Source organism: Cutibacterium sp. LaCa_255, from assembly GCF_057458005.1.
Genome location: NZ_CP190956.1, coordinates 929,774 through 947,490 on the forward strand (window position 1 = coordinate 929,774; position 17,717 = coordinate 947,490).

Here is a 17,717-nt window from a genome sequence, read left to right on the forward strand (position 1 = left end):
TGGTGAACCCTTGGGGTCAGGCGACCGGATCAGCATGGAAGAACACGCGGGACTCCCAGTCCTCCTTGCCCTTGTAATCGTCACAGACAACGATGATGGCTTGAGCAGGACCGTTGTCGTTGTAAAGAACATTGGAGTTCGGGTCGTAATCCTTGACCATGATCTTCGTCTTGTGGTCGTAGCGGTAGCAGACCGTCTGCCCAGCCTTGTCAGTCAGACGAATGATGTCGCCCTTCTTGAGATCGGCCATCAAGCGGTTCCCGATGGCCCCGCCCTTGTGGTAGGTGTGGCCATTCAAAACGACGTTGCCCTTGTCGGAGCCAGGCTTCGGGCCTTTGCTGAACCAGGCCCAGGAGGACGGATCGCTCTTCGGCGGAGTCCCTGCGGCGCCAGTCTCATCGATACCGCGCGACAGCACCTTGGCGGAGACTTTCATACCGTCGATGGAGTACTTGACCGGCACGATGGGCTTCGGGTTCTTCATGCAGCCGGCCGGGGCGGGGTCCTTCTTCTCGGCCGAGGTCTGCGGGGCTGCCGACGATGTATGTGAGCCGCCTGCGGCAGTGCTCGAGCCGGAGGCCGGGCTGCCGGCGGAGTCGTCGTCGGTGTCACGTTGGACGAAGATGGCTGCAATGGCAGCGATGATCAGGGCAATGACCACCACGATTGCGACGATTCGCCACTTCGGGCCACCAGACTGGGGGTCCTCGCCAGCAGAGGCAGCGGAACTGAGCGATCGCCTGGCCGACGGGCCGTGGCTTTCGGGGCGAGGAGACTGATCAGTCATGGCAGTGATGTCCTCCAGAGCGCGTGAGGGTCCACTCTCGGGATGGGTTTCCCGAAGGGCTTAGTGTCCGACGAAATCGGACTCCCGAATGCAGGGTACCTTCTCCTGAGGCTGGCCTCCTGCTGACTCGACCTCGTGTTGACGGTGTGGATGACGAAGAGGTGTCGGCAAAGGTATGGGGCTGGTTGACCCTTGAATGCCTGGGTATTAAACTGATCTCTGCGTTGTGGTCTGTGCGATCTCGGACGGGAGTAGATCGTGCTCGATCACCAAGGTCGGGGCTGCGACGCGTTTCAAACCACCTGACATCAATCGGAGTCCTACTACATGACCTCCTCCACTGAGGCCTCCACCTCGAACCCGGTCGACATCGACCAGCAGAATGCCGCCAACACCGCCGATGGATCCGTGGCGGTTGACGACCTTGGCAGCCCGGAGGCCTTCCTGGCCGCTGTGGACGCCACCATCAAGTACTTTAACGACGGCGACATCGTTTCTGGCACCGTCGTCAAGGTGGACCGCGACGAGGTTCTCCTTGACATCGGTTACAAGACCGAGGGCGTCATCCCGTCCAAGGAGTTGTCGATCAAGCATGACGTGGACCCCTTCGAGGTCGTCAACGTCGGTGACGAGATCGAGGCCCTCGTCCAGCAGAAGGAGGACAAGGAGGGTCGCCTCATCCTGTCCAAGAAGCGCGCTCAGTATGAGCGCGCCTGGGGCACGATCGAGCAGATCAAGGAAGAGGATGGCGTCGTCACCGGTACCGTCATCGAGGTCGTCAAGGGTGGTCTGATCGTCGACATCGGCCTGCGTGGCTTCCTTCCCGCATCCCTCGTCGAGATGCGCCGCGTCCGCGATCTCCAGCCCTACGTCGGCCAGGAGATCGAGGCCAAGATCATCGAGCTCGACAAGAACCGCAACAACGTTGTGCTGTCTCGTCGTGCCTGGCTCGAGCAGACCCAGTCCGAGGTTCGCCAGAACTTCCTGCACCAGCTGCAGAAGGGGCAGATCCGCAAGGGTGTCGTCTCCTCGATCGTCAACTTCGGTGCCTTCGTCGACCTAGGTGGAGTGGACGGTCTGGTTCACGTCTCCGAGCTGTCCTGGAAGCACATCGACCACCCGAGCGAGGTCGTCGAGGTCGGTCAGCCCGTCACCGTTGAGGTGTTGGACGTCGACATGGATCGCGAGCGCGTCTCGCTGTCCCTCAAGGCGACCCAGGAAGATCCGTGGCAGGCCTTCGCCCGTCTGCACCAGATTGGCCAGATCGTTCCCGGTAAGGTCACCAAGCTCGTTCCGTTCGGTGCCTTCGTCCGCGTCGAGGATGGTATCGAGGGCTTGGTCCACGTCTCCGAGCTGGCTGAGCGCCACGTCGAGATCCCGGAGCAGGTCGTCAGCGTCAACGACGATGTCATGGTCAAGATCATCGACATCGACCTCGACCGTCGCCGCATCTCGCTGTCCCTCAAGCAGGCCAACGAGGGCATCGACGTCGAGTCTGACGAGTTCGACCCGTCGCTCTACGGCATGACCGCCTCTTACGACGAGGACGGCAACTACATCTACCCCGAGGGCTTCGATCCGGAGACCAACGACTGGAAGCCGGGCTACGACGAGCAGCGCATCGCCTGGGAGCAGCAGTACGCCGAGGCCCAGGCTCGCTGGGAGGCTCATCGCAAGCAGGTCATCGATGCCGAGCAGGCCGAGCAGGAGGCCGCCCTCAACGACGGTGGAGCCCAGTCGTCCTACACCAGTGGCCCGGCCGAGGGCTCGCTGGCTTCTGACGAGGCCCTGCAGGCTCTCCGCGACAAGCTGACCCACAACTGATTGGTCAGTTGTTGACCCATCGCAACGTCGAGGGGCCCCGCCATCGTGGCGGGGCCCCTCGTGTTTCATCAGCTGGCCGGGCCGAGGCGGGCCCTGATAGATCGGGGCAGCCACGGTCTTACTTGGTCGCGGCCTCCTCGAAAGTCTTGCCGTAGCGTCTCTCGAACCAGGAGGTGATGGCCTTATTCTCCCCCTCGGTGACCTTGGTGACCATGTCCCAGCGCCCCATCTTCTTGAGCTTCGCGGTGATGTCGTGGTGGACGGCGACGATGACGATTCGCGGGAACCGCATCGAGCCAGCGCAGCGACGGCTGCTGTCATCAGGACGACGCGGCGCGAAATCTGAACCATGGTACTCACTCTTGCCTCGAGAGTGTGTGCCGCCCGTCGACCAGGTCGAGCTTGTCACGGGGGAGTGACACACCGTTGCGGGACAGCTCCGGATTCTCACCGGTATTCGTCGTCGAAGGGACAGTTTCGTGGCAACGCTCGGGAGTTCAGCAAGGCCGAAGAGGGTGCCCTTACCATGGGCCCTTTCCGCAAAGTCTCCTTCTGCTCACATGGCTGCGACCAGCATTTTCACCCTTGCGCGCAATATTTAGGTGAGGCTAACCGTTGGAACGGCTCAAGGTGAGCCGAATCGATCAGCAAAGGGGGACGCCTCACGACCACATCGGCCATGCGCAGACTTGTCGCCAGCGTGCTCGGGGCCATGTTGGCCCTGGCTGGAGCTCTTGTCGCTCCGGCAGCGTGGGCGACCGACGGTCCGACTGTGACCGTCTCACAAGCATCCCGGGATGGCGGCAAGGTCATCATCACCGGAAAGGGATTCGCGACCAAAGGGACCGGTGTGTACGTTGCCGTCGCGCCCGCGTCGGTCAAGCAGTTCTACGGTAATTCGGACAAATTCGTCGGGTACGACCCGAACAAGCCCATGACGGAGTCCACCTCCACGATCTGGGTCTACCCGCCGGCGATGAAGGCCGTGGGTTCCAAGTTCACCCAGGGCGCGCCTATGGCCGCGGATGGTTCGTTCACCATCAAGATGTACGTTCCTGCCTTTGAGAAGGGCAAGGGCTACGTCGTTCTGACCAGCAAGGCTCATGGCGTCGGGATGCGCGACAAGTCCGATGACACTCGTACCCCGGTGACCTACCAGGCGGCCCCGGTTCCTCCGGCGCCAAAGCCATCGATCGCTCCGTCGACCCCGGTCAAGCCCAGCACCCCGGTCAAGCCCAGCACCCCGTCCAAGTCCAGCATGCCGTCCAAGTCCAGCGTTTCTGCCAAGCCGTCCCCCACTCTCAAGTCCGCACCGGCGAAGCCGGTTGTCACCACCCCGGCCCCCACCGCACCATCACCAGGAAGGTCTGCACCAACGGCCGGTCCAAGATCACCGCCGGTTTCCTCAGGTGGGGTCTGCGCACCTCCTTCACCAGCTACCTGCGTGGCCCGATCGCCAATGGTTTTTGGAAGCTGTCGGACGGCGCTGACTGGAACGGTTCGGCCTTCACCTTCCCGCTGCGCAGCGGGTCATTCGATCCCGCCACCAAGTCGGGCACCCTCAACTACTCCGGGACCGTCCACATGACTGGTCACAACGGCATCCTGGACATGACGATCTCCAACCCCGCCCTGGTCATCAAGGGGTCAACGGGTCACGTGTACATGACCGTCAAGTCCTCCTCGATGGATGGGAGGAAGACCGACTACGGGCGAGTTGACTTTGCCACCTTCTCCACTTCCACCTCTGGAAATGTCAAGATCAATGGCTCTTCGGTCAAGCTCAAGGCCCAGGGTGCCAAGGCGTTTGCCGGGTTCTACAAGGCTGGGGAGCCGATGGATTCGTTGTCGCCGAGTGTCACCCTCTCGGCCGAGAAGGTCTGCCACGATGTCACCATCGATGCTGTCACCGGCAAGGTCATCAGCGGCGGTCCTGGGTCCGGTCGTGGGCTGCCCGCCACCGGTGCCCTCGTACCGTCGGCCGCTCGTGGCGACCTCGCTGCTGCTAGCAGCTTGGCCTTCATCGTCGTCATCTCGACGGTGGCCGCGTGCCGACGCCGCTACGCCGAGCGCTGATCCAGCCAACCTGACTCATGGGGGTGGGGTCGCCCGACCTCACCCCCCAACCATCCTCCCGAAAGGTCGTTGCATGATCCGGATGCGCCGTCGAGTTGCCGGAGCCGGCCTCGTACTCGCGATGTTGGTTGCCGGGTGTGGCCCCTCGGCCACGCAGTCAGAAACATCGCCCCACTCCGTTGCCCCCACAACGTCCCCGTCCCCGACCCACTCGGCGACTCCGTCCACTGCGGCGCCGAGGCTGCCTGACCCTCGCAACCTTCGCGGCCTCACTGAGGTGCCGGACCTGTCGGACCCAAAGCCGGTCGACGGGTCTTTCGGCCAGAAGCTGCCAGTCACGGTCACCGACGTCGAGAACAACACGGTGACGGTCACCGACACCTCTCGGATCCTGGCCCTCGACCTCTACGGCACCCTCTCCCGTACCCTCATCGGACTGGGCATGGGGGACAAGATCGTCGGGCGCACCGTCTCGTCGACCGAGAAACAATTGCACAATCTTCCCGTCGTCACCGAGAACGGCCACACCCTCAACGTCGAGGCCATCGCCGCCCTCAAACCGACCCTCGTCATTGCCGACCGCAGCCTCGGCCCCCGTGAAGCCCTTGATCAGCTTCGCAAGTCCGGGATCCCGGTCGTCCTCGTCAACCCCCATCGCAGCGTCGACAAGACCGCTGACCTCATCCGTACGGTTGCGAAAGCAGTCGGCAAGCCCGCCGCCGGTGAAGCCTTGGTGAAGCGTGCCCGTGATGAGATCGACGCAGCCAAGGAGGAAATAACTCAGTGGGCCCCGAAGAAGCCGATGAAGATCGCCTTCCTCTACGTGCGCGGCACCGCTGGGATCTTCTTCATCCTCGGCTCGCAGGACGGGGCCAGTGAGCTCATCCATGGCGTGGGAGGCGACGATGTCGCCGGAGACAAGGGCATCAAGAGCGTCGCCCCCGCGAATGCGGAGTCCCTCGTCTCCCTCAATCCGGATGCCATCTTCGTCATGAAAAACGGGTTGACGTCCACCGGTGGCATGAAGGGTCTGCTGGCGAGAGCTGGGGTGGCCAACACCACTGCGGGCAGGAACCATCGCGTCATCGCCATCCCGGACGGTATCTCCTTGTCCTTCGGACCGCAGACCGGTGAGGTGCTGACCTCGGTCGCCAAGGCACTGTACGGGGTCAAATGAGTGCTCTCGTCCAACCTGTGACTGCGCGAACGGGAATTGCCCGACGAGCGCGAACCCGAGTCGTCACCTTCATCATCCTGGTTGTCATCGTGTGCTGCCTCGTGCTGCTCTCGGCGATGGTCGGGCAGTACCGAGTCGAGGCCACTGACGTTGTCGGAGGAGTCTTTGGCGGCTCATTGGCTGACCCCCTGGCGGAGTCCGTGTTGTGGCAGATCCGGTTCCCCCGCATTGTCCTGGGCCTTCTGGTGGGAGCCAGCCTCGCGGTGGCTGGAACCGTCATGCAGGCGCTGTTCTCCAACCCGCTCGCTGAACCCGGCATCATCGGGGTCTCCTCGGGGGCTGCTGTGGGGGCATCGATCATGATCGTGGTGGCTCCCACCTTCCTGGCCGGATTCGGGGTTCCCGCGGCTGCCTTTCTCTCGGGGCTGCTGGCTGCTAGCACCGTCTACGTCATGGCGCGATCCGGACGACGGACAGAATCGACCACACTCGTGCTGACCGGCATCGCGGTGACGGCGGTCTGTTCGGCGATCACCTCAGTGTCAACCTATGTCGCCCCGACGACCGCACGAGACCAGATCGTCTTCTGGCAGATGGGTTCCCTCAACGGGGCCACCTGGAATCAGGTGGCGACGATCGGGACGGTGGCCGCCGTCGGCATCGTCTGGGCCGTGTTCCTTGCCGCCAGGCTCGACACTCTGGCCCTGGGGGAGAGGGCTGCCGGGCACCTCGGTATCAACGTCAATCGGCTGAGGCTGTCCTCGATCGCGCTCACCGCCCTGCTCACCTCTGCGGCGGTGGCCTATGCCGGGGTCATCGCATTCGTCGGCCTCATCGTGCCTCATGTGCTTCGGCTGGTCATCGGGCCAGCGAACACATGGCTCATCCCGGCCTCCATACTGGGTGGGTGCTTGCTGGTGACCCTGTCGGACGTCGCAGCTCGCACCCTTGTCCCCTACGCCGATCTTCCCATCGGCATCTTCACGGCCATCGTGGGTGGGCCGACCTTCTTCATCCTGTTGCGACGAGGAATGCGACGAGGGGGAGCGTCGGGATGATTCGTGCCCGTGGTGTTTCCTTTCGGTACGGGGAGCGGACAATCCTGGACGGAGTCGATCTTGACGTCCGCGCCGGAGAATTCGTCGGCTTGCTCGGGCCCAACGGGGCCGGCAAGACGACTCTGCTGAGCGTGCTGTGCGGAGACCTCGACGGTTGGCAGGGAACCGTTGAACTCGACAGGGTTCCGCTGCAGGATATCGCGCGACCCGACCTGGCCCTCCGCCGCTCCGTGATGCCCCAGTTCAGCGAGTTCCCGTTCTCCTACCTGGTTCACGACATCGTCATGATGGGTCGTTCCCCGCATCCACGCGGCCCAGAGGACGCCATTCTCGTCGAGGCCGCGATGGAGCGCACCGAAGTCACTGGGTTGGCGGACCGAGAGGTCACCGCTCTGTCCGGGGGAGAACGCTCCCGGGTGACCCTTGCCCGGGTATTGGCCCAGGACACCCCCTGTGTGTTTCTCGACGAGCCCACTGCTGCTCTCGACATCTGTCATCAGGAACGCACCATGGAGATATGCCAGGAATTGGCTGCAGCGGGATGCGCAGTGGTTGCGGTGATGCATGACGTCGGATTGGCTGCGGCCTGCTGCGATCGCATTGCCCTGCTTTCCGCAGGAAAACTCGTGGCCGTCGGCGATCCCGAGGAGGTTATCACGGAGGGTAACCTCACTTCCGTGTACGGATGGCCCATCGACGTCATCACGTTGTCGACCGGGGATCTCGTCGTTCTGCCCAGACGTCCCTGGAACCCCACCCGCGACGAGCGAAGGACACCATGCCCAGAGATGCAACATCGGTGATGTCGCCCCGATCACCCCACCGGGCTCGACAAGTTGCTGCGGTGCACCTTCTCGAAGTTGCTGCCACGGCACTTGTCCTCGTCGCCGTGGGGCAGGCCGTCGGTGGTCGCCTTGAGGGGTTCGTCCTCGGCTCCGGGTGGTACTGGGCGATGGGAGTCGGCGGCGTCGTCGCTGCCGTAGCCGCAGGTGCAGCCATGGGGATGTCAGGTCGTCATGCCCGCGCCGAGGAGGCTGCCCTGCATCCCCGAGTACTCGACGTCCTCTATCGACGATCCCTCTCCGCTCCACCTGCTCCGGATGAAGGTGACAGGGTCGTCATCCTGGCTGGTGACAACGCCGAGCGGGTGAGTGAGTACCGCCAGGTGTTCCGTCCCGACATGATCGCGGCGCTGACCACCCCCGTCCTCGTGTGCCTCGGGATCCTCATTGGTCTGGACTGGCTCACGGGACTTGTCCTGCTGGTGATGTGCCCGCTCATTCCAACCTTGATCAAGGGATTCCTCAAGCTCTTCCGTAAGAGGTCCTCGGAATCCCGGCGGGAACGAGCACGCCTGACTGCTCGCTACCTGGACGCCATCTCGAACCTCGTCCTCATAAGGATGCTGGGAGCCGGCCAACGAGTCGAGGATGATCTGCGACAGCGAGGGGAGGCCAACCGCGGAACGATCATGAAGCTCTTGGCCGGAAACCAAGTCGTCATCATCGTCGTGGACGGCCTGTTCTCCCTCCTCTTCATCGTCATGTCGGCAGGCATGGCCATGACGCGGTGGCAGAACGGCCACATCACGGCGAGCTCAGCCATCACCATCGTGCTGCTCTCGGTTCTGTTGTTGGAGCCGCTGCACCAGGTGGCGGCCTTCTTCTACATCGGCATGGGCGGCAAGGCGTCGGAGAAGGCCATTAGCAGGTGGTTCGACGAGGCTCCGCAGACCGCAGCGTCGCGTCGTTCGGTCACCAGCACAGGTGACGGTTCGGGAGCCATGTCGCTTCGCGACGTCACCGTCTGCTATGGGGACTCGCAGATCCTGCACGGCGTTGATTTCGTCATCCCGCACGGATCACGCACCGCGATCGTCGGGCGGTCAGGGGCTGGCAAGTCAACCCTCCTCGGGGTCATGACAGGGACGCTGCCCCCGCACTGTGGTCAGGTCGTCGTCGACGGCCTTGACGCCGAGATGGCCGAGGCCGGCGCCATCCGTGGAGCAAGTGCATCGGTCAACCAGCGGACCTGGTTGTTTGCCGGCACGATCGCCGACAACCTCGCTGTCGCTAATCCGCATGCCACCGCGGAGCAGATGTGGGAAGCGCTGAGACGCGCGGACATCGCCGACGATGTGGCGTCAATGCCTCGTGAATTGAATTCTGATGTCGGTGAACAGGGTTGCCTGCTCTCGGGCGGCCAGGCCCAGCGCATCTCGCTGGCTCGGGCCTTCCTGTCCGGGCGGAAGATCCTCCTGCTCGACGAGCCCACCTCCCACGTGGACATGGATTCCGAACAGCGCATCATCGACGCCATCTCCAGGATTGGTGACGACACCACGGTCGTCATGGTCACCCATCGACGCCGTCTCCTGGATTTGGCCCGTGACGTCTACCGGGTCACGGACGGCACCCTCGTGCCAGTCGGCGCCGACGGGGTGACCGGTGAGGACCTTGACAGAGTCGAGAGCGAGGACCGAGTATGACCGAACCGTCGACACACGAGGTCGTGACGTGGCTCACCGGAATCACACGTCCGGTTCATCCTCCTCTCTACTTCTCGGCCGTCATGAGGATCGTCCACCTGGTTGCCGACATGGGGCTGTTCGCAGTGGCGGCCGGAGGAATGGTTGCCGTCGTCACTTCCGGATGGTCGGTGTGGGCCTGGCTGGGATGGTTGGTCGGGCTGGCCCTGGTGCAGGCCGTGACCTTCTACCTGGAGCAGTTCAGCGGTCATTACGTGGCCTTCAAGGCCCTCGAGGTGTTGCGAACGCACGCCTTCTCCCAGCTGTGGCCCAAGGCTCCGGCCGTCGTCAGCCATTCGCGCACCGGTGACGTTCTCGCCAGTCTCACCCGAGACGTCGACCGCATCGAGGTCGTCTACGCGCACACCTTTGCTCCCGTCGTGGCGGCTTTCCTGGCCCCTCTCATCGCTGTCGTTACAGGCGGAGCACTCTACGGATGGTCGGTGGTGGCCATACCTGCCGTCGTGCTGGTGGCTCTCATTGCAGTCCTACTCGTCGTCGGGACGAGATCGAGTCTGGATGCCACCCACGAGGTCCTCGGACTGAGACGCGAGCTCGCGGCTCACGTCACGGATTCCGTCTTCGGCGCAGCTGAAGTGGTGGGATACGGTCGCCAGCAGGACCGGATGGCCGAGATGGCTCATCTTGACGGACAGATCGCGGAAGGATCGGCCAGGGCCCGTCGATACGTCGCCGTCCGACGAGCTGCGTGCGTGGCGGCGGCAATGGGGATCGTCGTCTCGGTGACCCTGATGGCGATCCACGAGGGGATCGGCGCTGTGGGGGTGTGCGCTCTGGCCGCCGCTGGTCTGAGGATTGTCGAGGGACCGCGCGGGATTGAGGACGCCGTCGGGTATCTCGACCATTCCCTGGCGGCGGCGCGACGATTGTGGCAGATCAGCCACTCGCCCATGGAGGTCGTGGATGGACCACGAGAACTGTGCTTGGACCATGCTCCGACAGTCGAATGGCGCGACGTCACCTTCTCCTACCGCGAGGCCGATGGAACAGTTTTGGCTCCTGCTCTTGAAGACGTGAGCCTCAGCGTTCCTGCAGGTGGGCACATCGTCGTGACCGGGGCGTCCGGTTCAGGCAAGACGACCTTGGTGAATCTGCTGCTGCGCCATCACGACCCTGACTCCGGACAGATCCTCCTCGACGGTGAGCCGGTCTCGTCGTTCACCTTGGACTCCCTGCGTCGCACCATGGCGGTGGTGTCCCAGCGCGTGGAGCTGCTCAACGCCTCGATCGCGGACAACCTACGACTGGCCGTTCCCAATGCCAGCGACGATGACTTGTGGCAGGTGCTTGGGGAAGTCGGACTGGCCGAGGAGGTGCGAGGGATGGACCGCGGTCTGGGCACCGTCATCGGCCCACGAGGAACGAGACTGTCGGGAGGTCAAGCCCAGCGACTGACGGTGGCACGGGCCATCCTGCAGCAGCCTCGCATCCTCGTGTTGGACGAGTTCACCGCATCCCTTGATCCACGTCTGGCGGCAGAGATCCGAACCAATCTTGCACGATGCCTGCCGGCAGTGACGGTGGTGGAGATCAGTCATGGCCAGGATCATGACGGTGAGGTCGTCGTCATGGACAGAGGACACCTGGTTGAACCGGCGACGATGGGGTGACGCGCCCTTATGCTGGTGCCACGACCGATGGAGGTGTCATGAGGGCTGCGCGAGTGGCCACGGCAGTCCTGATCTTGACTGCTGCCGCGGCGTTGACTGGCTGTTCATTTTCTGACGAAGGGTCGAGGCCGGCAACGACCCAGGCGAGTTCCGACGTTTCCAACGTCGAGTTGACGTGCGATTCCGCCCTGGCCAAGAAAATGGTCGAGCCCGCCACGGCTACCGCCGTCAGGGGATGGAAGGGCAAGACCGTCACGGTCTGCCTGATGGACTCGGGCGGCAAGGTCAACGAGTCCATGGAACAGGCCTTCAGCGGTGACGACGACATCGATGACATCATCCAGGGCAATGCCGAGACCGCCAAGGACCGGCCTGCCACCTGTCGTCCACAGGAGGATCAGTGGACCATGGTCATCGACCAGTCCGGTAAGGCCTGGCGCCTCACTCCGCTGGAATGCACCGTGGCTCCTGGTGGGTCGGCGACCCCGTCTGACGAGAAGACCCCAGCCTGATGTCCGGTCGTCAGAAGAGCATTATCCGGGTCGGCTTGACGGGCGGAATCGCCAGCGGCAAGTCGACGGTATCCGCGCTCTTGGCCGAGCACGGGGCCGTCATCGTCGATTACGACCAGCTCTCCCGGAACGTCGTCGCAGTCGGATCCGAGGGACTTCGCCAGGTCGTCGAGGCATTCGGTGAGAAGGTGCTCTCCGAGGATGGTTCCCTGAACCGTCCTGCGCTGGGGGCCATCGTCTTCGCTGATCCAGCGGCCAGGCGACGTCTGGAAGGGATCATCCATCCTCTGGTCGAGGAGGCTGCACGGCGAGTTGACGAAGAAGCCCGTGCTGCGGACGAACAAGTCGTCGTGGTCCACGACATTCCCCTGCTCGTGGAAACTGGCAGAGCTGACGAGTTCGACACGGTCCTCGTCACTGATGTCGATCCTGCCGAGCAGGTGCGACGTGTGGTTGAGAGGGACGGCCGTTCCGGGGCGGACGCCTGGGCCAGGATCCGTGCCCAGGCCTCGCGCAGGGAGCGTCTGGGGGTCGCTGACATCGTCATCGACACTAGCGGTCCGCTCGAGGACCTTCCCCACGCGGTGGACCGAGCCTGGACCCACATCCTGGGGGCGTGGACGACCTGGCGGTGATCAGCGGTAGAATCGGTCACCCTCCCTGGCACCGTGGCACATCTCCTTGTCCTTGCCCTGGTCCGAGTTCCCACCGAGCTGAAATCCGGAGGCCCGCGTCGGGGTGGCACCGAACTAGGGTTGTCCCCATGCGTCCAGTTACCGACATCACTCGCCGTGTTGCGCCCTTCCATGTCGTCAGTGAGTTCGACCCCTCTGGCGACCAGCCGCAGGCCATTGCGGAGCTGGAGAAGAGGGTCAAGAACGGTGAGCAGGACGTCGTCCTGCTTGGTGCCACTGGTACTGGTAAGACGGCCACGGTGGCGTGGCTGGCGGAGAAGTTGCAGCGGCCGATGCTCGTCATGCAGCCCAACAAGACCCTGGCGGCCCAGTTCGCCCAGGAGCTGCGCACCTTCTTCCCGGACAATGCCGTCGAGTACTTCGTCTCGTACTACGACTATTACCAACCCGAGGCGTACATCCCTCAGACGGACACCTTCATCGAGAAGGACTCCAGTCTCAACGAGGAGGTCGAGAGGCTGCGTCACTCCGCGACGAATTCCCTGCTGACCCGGCGAGACGTCATCGTCGTGGCGACCGTCTCGGCCATCTACGGTCTGGGTACTCCGCAGGAGTATGTCGACCGGATGATCCCGTTGGAGGTCGGGCAGGAATGGGATCGTGACGAGCTGCTGCGTGACCTCGTCACCAACCAGTACGTCCGCAACGACATCTCGGGGGAGCGGGGCACCTTCCGAGTGCGCGGAGATACCCTGGAGATCTTCCCGGTCTACGAGGAGAACGCCCTGCGCGTGGAGTTCTTCGGAGACGAGATCGAGGCCCTCACGACCATGCATCCTCTTACCGGCGAGGTCGTCAGCGAGGACGAGCAGGTCTACGTCTTCCCGGCGACCCACTACGTTGCTGGACCGGAGCGCATGGAGAGGGCGATCGCGTCCATCCAGAAGGAGTTGGGGGAACGCCTCGCCGTCCTGGAACGGGACGGGAAACTGCTGGAGGCCCAGCGACTCCGAATGCGCACCACCTACGACGTCGAGATGATGCAGCAGGTCGGCGCCTGTGCCGGTATCGAGAACTATTCGCGTCACATTGACGGACGCGCTCCCGGCTCGGCCCCGAACTGTCTGCTCGACTACTTCCCCGAGGACTTCGTGCTCGTCATCGACGAGTCCCATGTCACCGTCCCGCAGATCGGAGGCATGTACGAGGGCGACATGAGCCGTAAGCGCACCCTCGTGGAGCATGGCTTCCGACTGCCCAGCGCGATGGACAACCGCCCTCTCAAATTCGACGAGTTCACCCAGAGGATCGGCCAGACCGTCTACCTGTCGGCCACGCCCGGAGCCTACGAGACCGAGCGGGCCAATGGCGTCGTCCAGCAGATCATCCGCCCGACGGGACTGGTCGACCCTGAGATCATTGTCAAGCCCACTCGCGGCCAGATCGACGACCTCATGGCCGAGATTCGCACCCGAGTGGATCGCGGTGATCGTGTCCTGGTGACGACCCTGACCAAGAAGATGGCCGAGGATCTCACCGACTACCTCATGGAACACGGCATACGCACCCGGTACCTGCACTCGGAGATCGACACCCTCAAGCGCATCGAACTGCTCAAGGAACTGCGCATGGGAGAGTTCGACGTCCTCGTCGGCATCAACCTGTTGCGAGAGGGGCTCGATCTTCCGGAGGTGTCCCTGGTGGCCATTCTGGATGCGGACAAGGAAGGGTTCCTTCGCTCGGAACGCTCCCTCATCCAGACCGTCGGCCGTGCCGCTCGAAACGTCAACGGTCAGGTCATCATGTACGCCGACCAGATCACCGACTCGATGCGGGTCGCCATTGACGAGACGAATCGTCGTCGCGAGATCCAGATGGCCTACAACAAGGAGCATGGCATCGACCCGCAACCGCTTTGCAAGAAGATCGGCGACATCACCGAGATGCTGGCCCGCGAGGAGGCCGACACCGACGCTCTCGTCGAGAAGTTCAACTATGGCAAGGGCCATCGCGGCTACAACTCGATGATCACCGACGAGCAGCGGGCGGCCCAGGGCAAGCGCCTGGACGCCTCGAAGATGGCCGAGGAAGATCTCGGCAACCTCATCGTCGAGCTCACCGAAGAGATGCGCTCTGCTGCTGGCGAGCTCAAGTTCGAAGTGGCGGCTCGTCTTCGCGACGAGATTGCGGACCTGAAGAAGGAATTGCGCCAGATGGTGGAGGCGAATCGCTAGTTCCCGCACGGTTTCGACTCGCGTCGGATGATGCGGGTGTGAGAGGATGAGAACCCCTGGAGGGGAGTACTCCTGAGAAGAGTGTGGTCGTCATCACGATCGTGTCATCACGGTCCGGCTGCACAGCCCCGGTAAAACGGCACCTGCCGCGCCGGTGCGGACGAGACCTCCGGACCTTCTCTCTATTCCCTCGGAGGCCCGGTTTTGCACGTTCACGCGTATGTCTGGATCATCACCATCCTTGTGATGGGGGCCTTGCTCTTCTTGGACGTCATGGTCCTGGGGCGAAAGCCTCACGTCCCCTCCACCAAGGAATGTGCCACCTTCGTCGGTGTGTTCGTCGGCCTGGCAGTGTTGTTCGGCTTGGGCGTCTGGATCCTGCAAGGGCATTCCGCAGGCGGTCAGTTCTTCGCGGTGTGGTTGACCGAGTACAGCTTGTCGATCGACAACCTGTTCATCTTCCTCATCCTCATGGAGAAGTTCGACGTTCCACGGAAGCTGCAGCAATTTGCCCTGCTGGTGGGCATCATCGTCGCCCTGGTCTTTCGAGGTGTCTTCATTGCTCTGGGACAGGCGATCCTGGAAGCTTGGGCTTGGGTGTTCTTCATCTTCGGTGCTTTCCTGCTGTACTCGGCGATCGACCAGGTGCGTGAGTACCGTCACCGGGATGACGAGGATGAGGTCACCGGCGAGAACGGCCGCTTGTTGGCGTGGCTCAAGCGTACGGTTCCGACCACCGGTGACTACCGCGGCACCAGATTCTTCGTTCGTGAGAACGGCAAGATCCTGGCCACCTCGATGTTCACGGTCTGTGTCGCCCTCGGCATGACTGACCTGCTCTTCGCCCTGGACTCCATCCCAGCCTCCTACGGTCTGACGAGCGAGGGCTACCTCATCTTCACCGCCAACGTCTTCGCCCTCATGGGCCTGCGCCAGCTGTACTTCCTCATCGGAAGCCTGCTCGAGCGCCTGGCGTACCTGTCACTGGGCCTGGCGGTCATCTTGGGCTTCATCGCTCTCAAGCTCATCGGCCACGCCATGCACCACTATGGCCTGGACCAGGCGTGGTTGGGCATCAGCACGGAGATCTCGATCGGTGTGTCCCTGATCACCATCGTCGCGACCTTGGTCCTCACCACCGTCGCGAGCATCATCAAGAGCAAGAGAGACGACGCAAAGACCAAGATCGAAGCCTGATCTCGGCAGGACATGAGCGGTTGGGATCACCAGCCGCGTTCCCGCCACTGGCGGAGATGAGCAGGGATGCCGCGGCGCTGTCTCGTGGTTCAGGGCAGGGGAGTGCCGAGTGGTGCCATGATGAGATGTCCTTCTGCGCGGATCTGCTCGACCGCTACGACGTACCGTGGAGGGGTCGAGGTCGAGCTCACTTGGACAGGTCCTTGACGAAGAGGAAGAGGAGGGGAAATGCGAGTCTCGTTCCCATGGGATTCGGACGTATGGGCACCCACGGTGAAAGTGGCCCAGCAAGCTGAGAAGGCCCAGCTGATGACGGTGCTGATCCAGGTGGCGCCGGCTGTCGCCCTGGAGCAGGCCTGGGCGGAGTTGTCGCGCGACCACGCGAGCGAAGAGGAGTACATACTGGACGGGGGAGCGTCCCTGCTTCGGCGCGGCGATGGGCTGGTCGAAGCGTGCAGTGGTGGTGAGGACGTGCTGAGTTCGCTGTCGTGGATACTGAACCAGACGCTCGAAGGCGCCGTCCACCATGCCGACGCAAACGCAACCCTGACCGTGGTCGGCGAAGCGCCCGATCGTAGGCATGTGGACCTCTAGAACGACTTCCGTCACCAGCCCCGCTCGCGCCACTCGCCCAGATGGGGCCGCTCTGCACCCAGCGTCGTCGGCAGCCCATGTCCCGGCCAGATGACCGTCTCATCGTTGTAGACCCCGAAGACCTTCTTCTCCAGGTCCGCCATCAGCGTGGCGAACTGGGTGTCATTTTGTACCCGTCCAGGGCCACCGGGGAAGAGGGAATCTCCCGTGAGGATGTGGTCACTCGGGTTGCCGCGCAGTCGGAGGGCGATGGATCCGCGGGTATGACCCACCAGGCCGATGACGTCGAGTTCGATGTTGCCGAGGCGGAAGACATCCCCGTCCCACACCGTGCGGCAGGTCACGCCGGTGCTGGCCTCGATGGCCTCGGCGTCGGGTTTGCCGCACCAGGGCTGGGCGCCCGTCGCAGCAATGACGTCAGCGAGAGCTCCGGTGTGGTCGGAGTGACGGTGGGTCGTGATGACGGCGCCGACCTCGTCGTCGCCGACGAGGGCCTTGAGCCGACCGGGTTCCGCTGCCGCGTCGACGAGGATGGCAGGACCGGCCTCGGGACGAATGAGATAGGCGTTGTTGTCCATCGGGCCCACCGACACCTTGATGAGGTCAATATCCTCGTTGACCCTGATGAACTCAGCCCCAGGTACCGGACCGACGTGGTGGAGCGTCATGACGATTCCTTCCTGGGACGAGCGGGCGATCCGCTGGGCGTCCCCGTCAGATGAGCATGGGGACGGCGAGCTGGTCGGCCCCGGCGAGACGCTCGGTCCCACCTCTGCCTGACAACCATCCTGCCAGCGCACCGTCAGGCCCATGAACCGTCGTAGCGAATCCAACCCCGCCGATACGATCAGTCAGACCCGAATCGGAGACGATACGCATGGCCGGGACTTCCGGGCGGTCCCGCAGCCGGAAACACACCCACTCCAACAAGGTACGGGATGCGACCACAGGGAGGTCGTCGACGGTCATTCCAAGAGCGAGGTCGACGTGATGGAGTGCGATCTCGGCAAGCCGCAGGGCAGGCAGGTCGGTGGCGTCGACACGGATGTCGTCAGTGAGCCAAACCGCAGTGCCTGGTTCCATGCCTTCCAGAGAATCGAAGGTGGCATTGAGGGAGCCTGCCGTGGTGTCCAAATCGATCTGCAACTCCACCCCGGTGCGTTCCGAACCGCGCTCGATGTCGCCGTCGCGGACCTCGTCAGAGGGATACAGGCGGGGCACCTCACGGCCAGCGACAACGGCCCTCGTCACTGTTTCCAGGGCCTCGCCATTGCGGGCTATATGGGTCGCAATGTGCGCGCGGGTCCATCCAGCCAGGCGACTGGGGGCCTGCCACTCCTCATCCGACAAGCCCATGGTGGCCCCGAGAAGTCGCTGGGTCGCTTCCCGTTTGGCAGTGCGGATTTCGGGTAGGGGAGCGCTCGGACACAGACCTGGAGGTCGTGTGGCTGCGCTCATGTCGTCC

Annotated in this window: 15 protein-coding genes and 1 pseudogene; 12 read left to right on the top strand and 4 right to left on the bottom strand. The window is 63.4% G+C overall.

Features of this window, described 5'->3' with window-relative positions; genetic code table 11:
* Positions 1 to 16: 16 nt before the first annotated feature.
* The gene (locus tag ACP8ML_RS04140; RefSeq protein WP_065673988.1) at positions 17 to 664 is read right to left on the bottom strand and encodes a class F sortase; all 648 of its coding nucleotides are present in this window, start codon (positions 662 to 664) and stop codon (positions 17 to 19) included.
* A gap of 450 nt (positions 665 to 1,114) precedes the next feature.
* On the opposite strand from ACP8ML_RS04140, the gene rpsA reads away from it, so the two are divergent.
* The gene (gene rpsA, locus ACP8ML_RS04145) at positions 1,115 to 2,611 is read left to right on the top strand and encodes a 30S ribosomal protein S1 (protein ID WP_004811777.1); all 1,497 of its coding nucleotides are present in this window, start codon (positions 1,115 to 1,117) and stop codon (positions 2,609 to 2,611) included.
* Between the two features lie 118 nt (positions 2,612 to 2,729).
* Here rpsA and ACP8ML_RS04150 read toward each other — a convergent pair whose 3' ends face one another.
* Positions 2,730 to 2,903, bottom strand: a complete 174-nt coding sequence (locus tag ACP8ML_RS04150; protein ID WP_171048577.1) for a hypothetical protein — start codon at positions 2,901 to 2,903, stop codon at positions 2,730 to 2,732.
* Between the two features lie 387 nt (positions 2,904 to 3,290).
* On the opposite strand from ACP8ML_RS04150, the pseudogene ACP8ML_RS04155 reads away from it, so the two are divergent.
* The 11 genes and pseudogenes from ACP8ML_RS04155 (at position 3,291) to ACP8ML_RS04205 (ending at position 16,252) form a co-directional block, all read left to right on the top strand.
* A pseudogene (locus tag ACP8ML_RS04155) lies at positions 3,291 to 4,687 on the top strand (HtaA domain-containing protein).
* Positions 4,688 to 4,760: 73 nt separating this feature from the next.
* Complete coding sequence (locus tag ACP8ML_RS04160; protein ID WP_117189281.1) at positions 4,761 to 5,864, top strand: heme/hemin ABC transporter substrate-binding protein; 1,104 nt, start codon at positions 4,761 to 4,763, stop codon at positions 5,862 to 5,864.
* Complete coding sequence (locus tag ACP8ML_RS04165; protein ID WP_117189280.1) at positions 5,861 to 6,922, top strand: FecCD family ABC transporter permease; 1,062 nt, start codon at positions 5,861 to 5,863, stop codon at positions 6,920 to 6,922. The genes ACP8ML_RS04160 and ACP8ML_RS04165 overlap by 4 nt, the downstream gene beginning before the upstream one ends.
* Complete coding sequence (locus ACP8ML_RS04170; protein WP_016667340.1) at positions 6,919 to 7,725, top strand: heme ABC transporter ATP-binding protein; 807 nt, start codon at positions 6,919 to 6,921, stop codon at positions 7,723 to 7,725. The genes ACP8ML_RS04165 and ACP8ML_RS04170 overlap by 4 nt, the downstream gene beginning before the upstream one ends.
* On the top strand, positions 7,725 to 9,410 hold the full coding sequence (locus tag ACP8ML_RS04175; protein ID WP_065673947.1) for an ABC transporter ATP-binding protein/permease: 1,686 nt from the start codon (positions 7,725 to 7,727) through the stop codon (positions 9,408 to 9,410). The genes ACP8ML_RS04170 and ACP8ML_RS04175 overlap by 1 nt, the downstream gene beginning before the upstream one ends.
* Complete coding sequence (locus ACP8ML_RS04180) at positions 9,407 to 11,080, top strand: amino acid ABC transporter ATP-binding/permease protein (protein WP_081302704.1); 1,674 nt, start codon at positions 9,407 to 9,409, stop codon at positions 11,078 to 11,080. The genes ACP8ML_RS04175 and ACP8ML_RS04180 overlap by 4 nt, the downstream gene beginning before the upstream one ends.
* Before the next feature lie 38 nt (positions 11,081 to 11,118).
* Positions 11,119 to 11,592: a transcriptional regulator gene (locus tag ACP8ML_RS04185; RefSeq protein ID WP_486703035.1), complete on the top strand. Its 474-nt coding sequence runs from the start codon at positions 11,119 to 11,121 to the stop codon at positions 11,590 to 11,592.
* A complete protein-coding gene (gene coaE, locus ACP8ML_RS04190) occupies positions 11,592 to 12,227 on the top strand; it encodes a dephospho-CoA kinase (protein ID WP_486703036.1) in 636 nt (211 codons plus the stop codon). The genes ACP8ML_RS04185 and coaE overlap by 1 nt, the downstream gene beginning before the upstream one ends.
* Positions 12,228 to 12,355: 128 nt before the next feature.
* Entirely contained in the window at positions 12,356 to 14,461 is a 2,106-nt protein-coding gene (gene uvrB / locus ACP8ML_RS04195) for an excinuclease ABC subunit UvrB (protein ID WP_065673949.1), read from the top strand.
* Positions 14,462 to 14,665: 204 nt separating this feature from the next.
* On the top strand, positions 14,666 to 15,658 hold the full coding sequence (locus tag ACP8ML_RS04200; RefSeq protein WP_065673950.1) for a TerC family protein: 993 nt from the start codon (positions 14,666 to 14,668) through the stop codon (positions 15,656 to 15,658).
* A 228-nt stretch (positions 15,659 to 15,886) separates the two neighbouring features.
* Positions 15,887 to 16,252, top strand: coding sequence for a hypothetical protein (locus tag ACP8ML_RS04205; protein ID WP_016667348.1), 366 nt, complete (start codon positions 15,887 to 15,889; stop codon positions 16,250 to 16,252).
* A gap of 11 nt (positions 16,253 to 16,263) precedes the next feature.
* Here ACP8ML_RS04205 and ACP8ML_RS04210 read toward each other — a convergent pair whose 3' ends face one another.
* Together ACP8ML_RS04210 and ACP8ML_RS04215 are read right to left on the bottom strand one after the other, a co-directional pair.
* Positions 16,264 to 16,920: an MBL fold metallo-hydrolase gene (locus ACP8ML_RS04210; RefSeq protein ID WP_221268928.1), complete on the bottom strand. Its 657-nt coding sequence runs from the start codon at positions 16,918 to 16,920 to the stop codon at positions 16,264 to 16,266.
* A gap of 46 nt (positions 16,921 to 16,966) precedes the next feature.
* Positions 16,967 to 17,710: a maleylpyruvate isomerase family mycothiol-dependent enzyme gene (locus tag ACP8ML_RS04215; RefSeq protein WP_081302705.1), complete on the bottom strand. Its 744-nt coding sequence runs from the start codon at positions 17,708 to 17,710 to the stop codon at positions 16,967 to 16,969.
* Between the last annotated feature and the right edge of the window lie 7 nt (positions 17,711 to 17,717).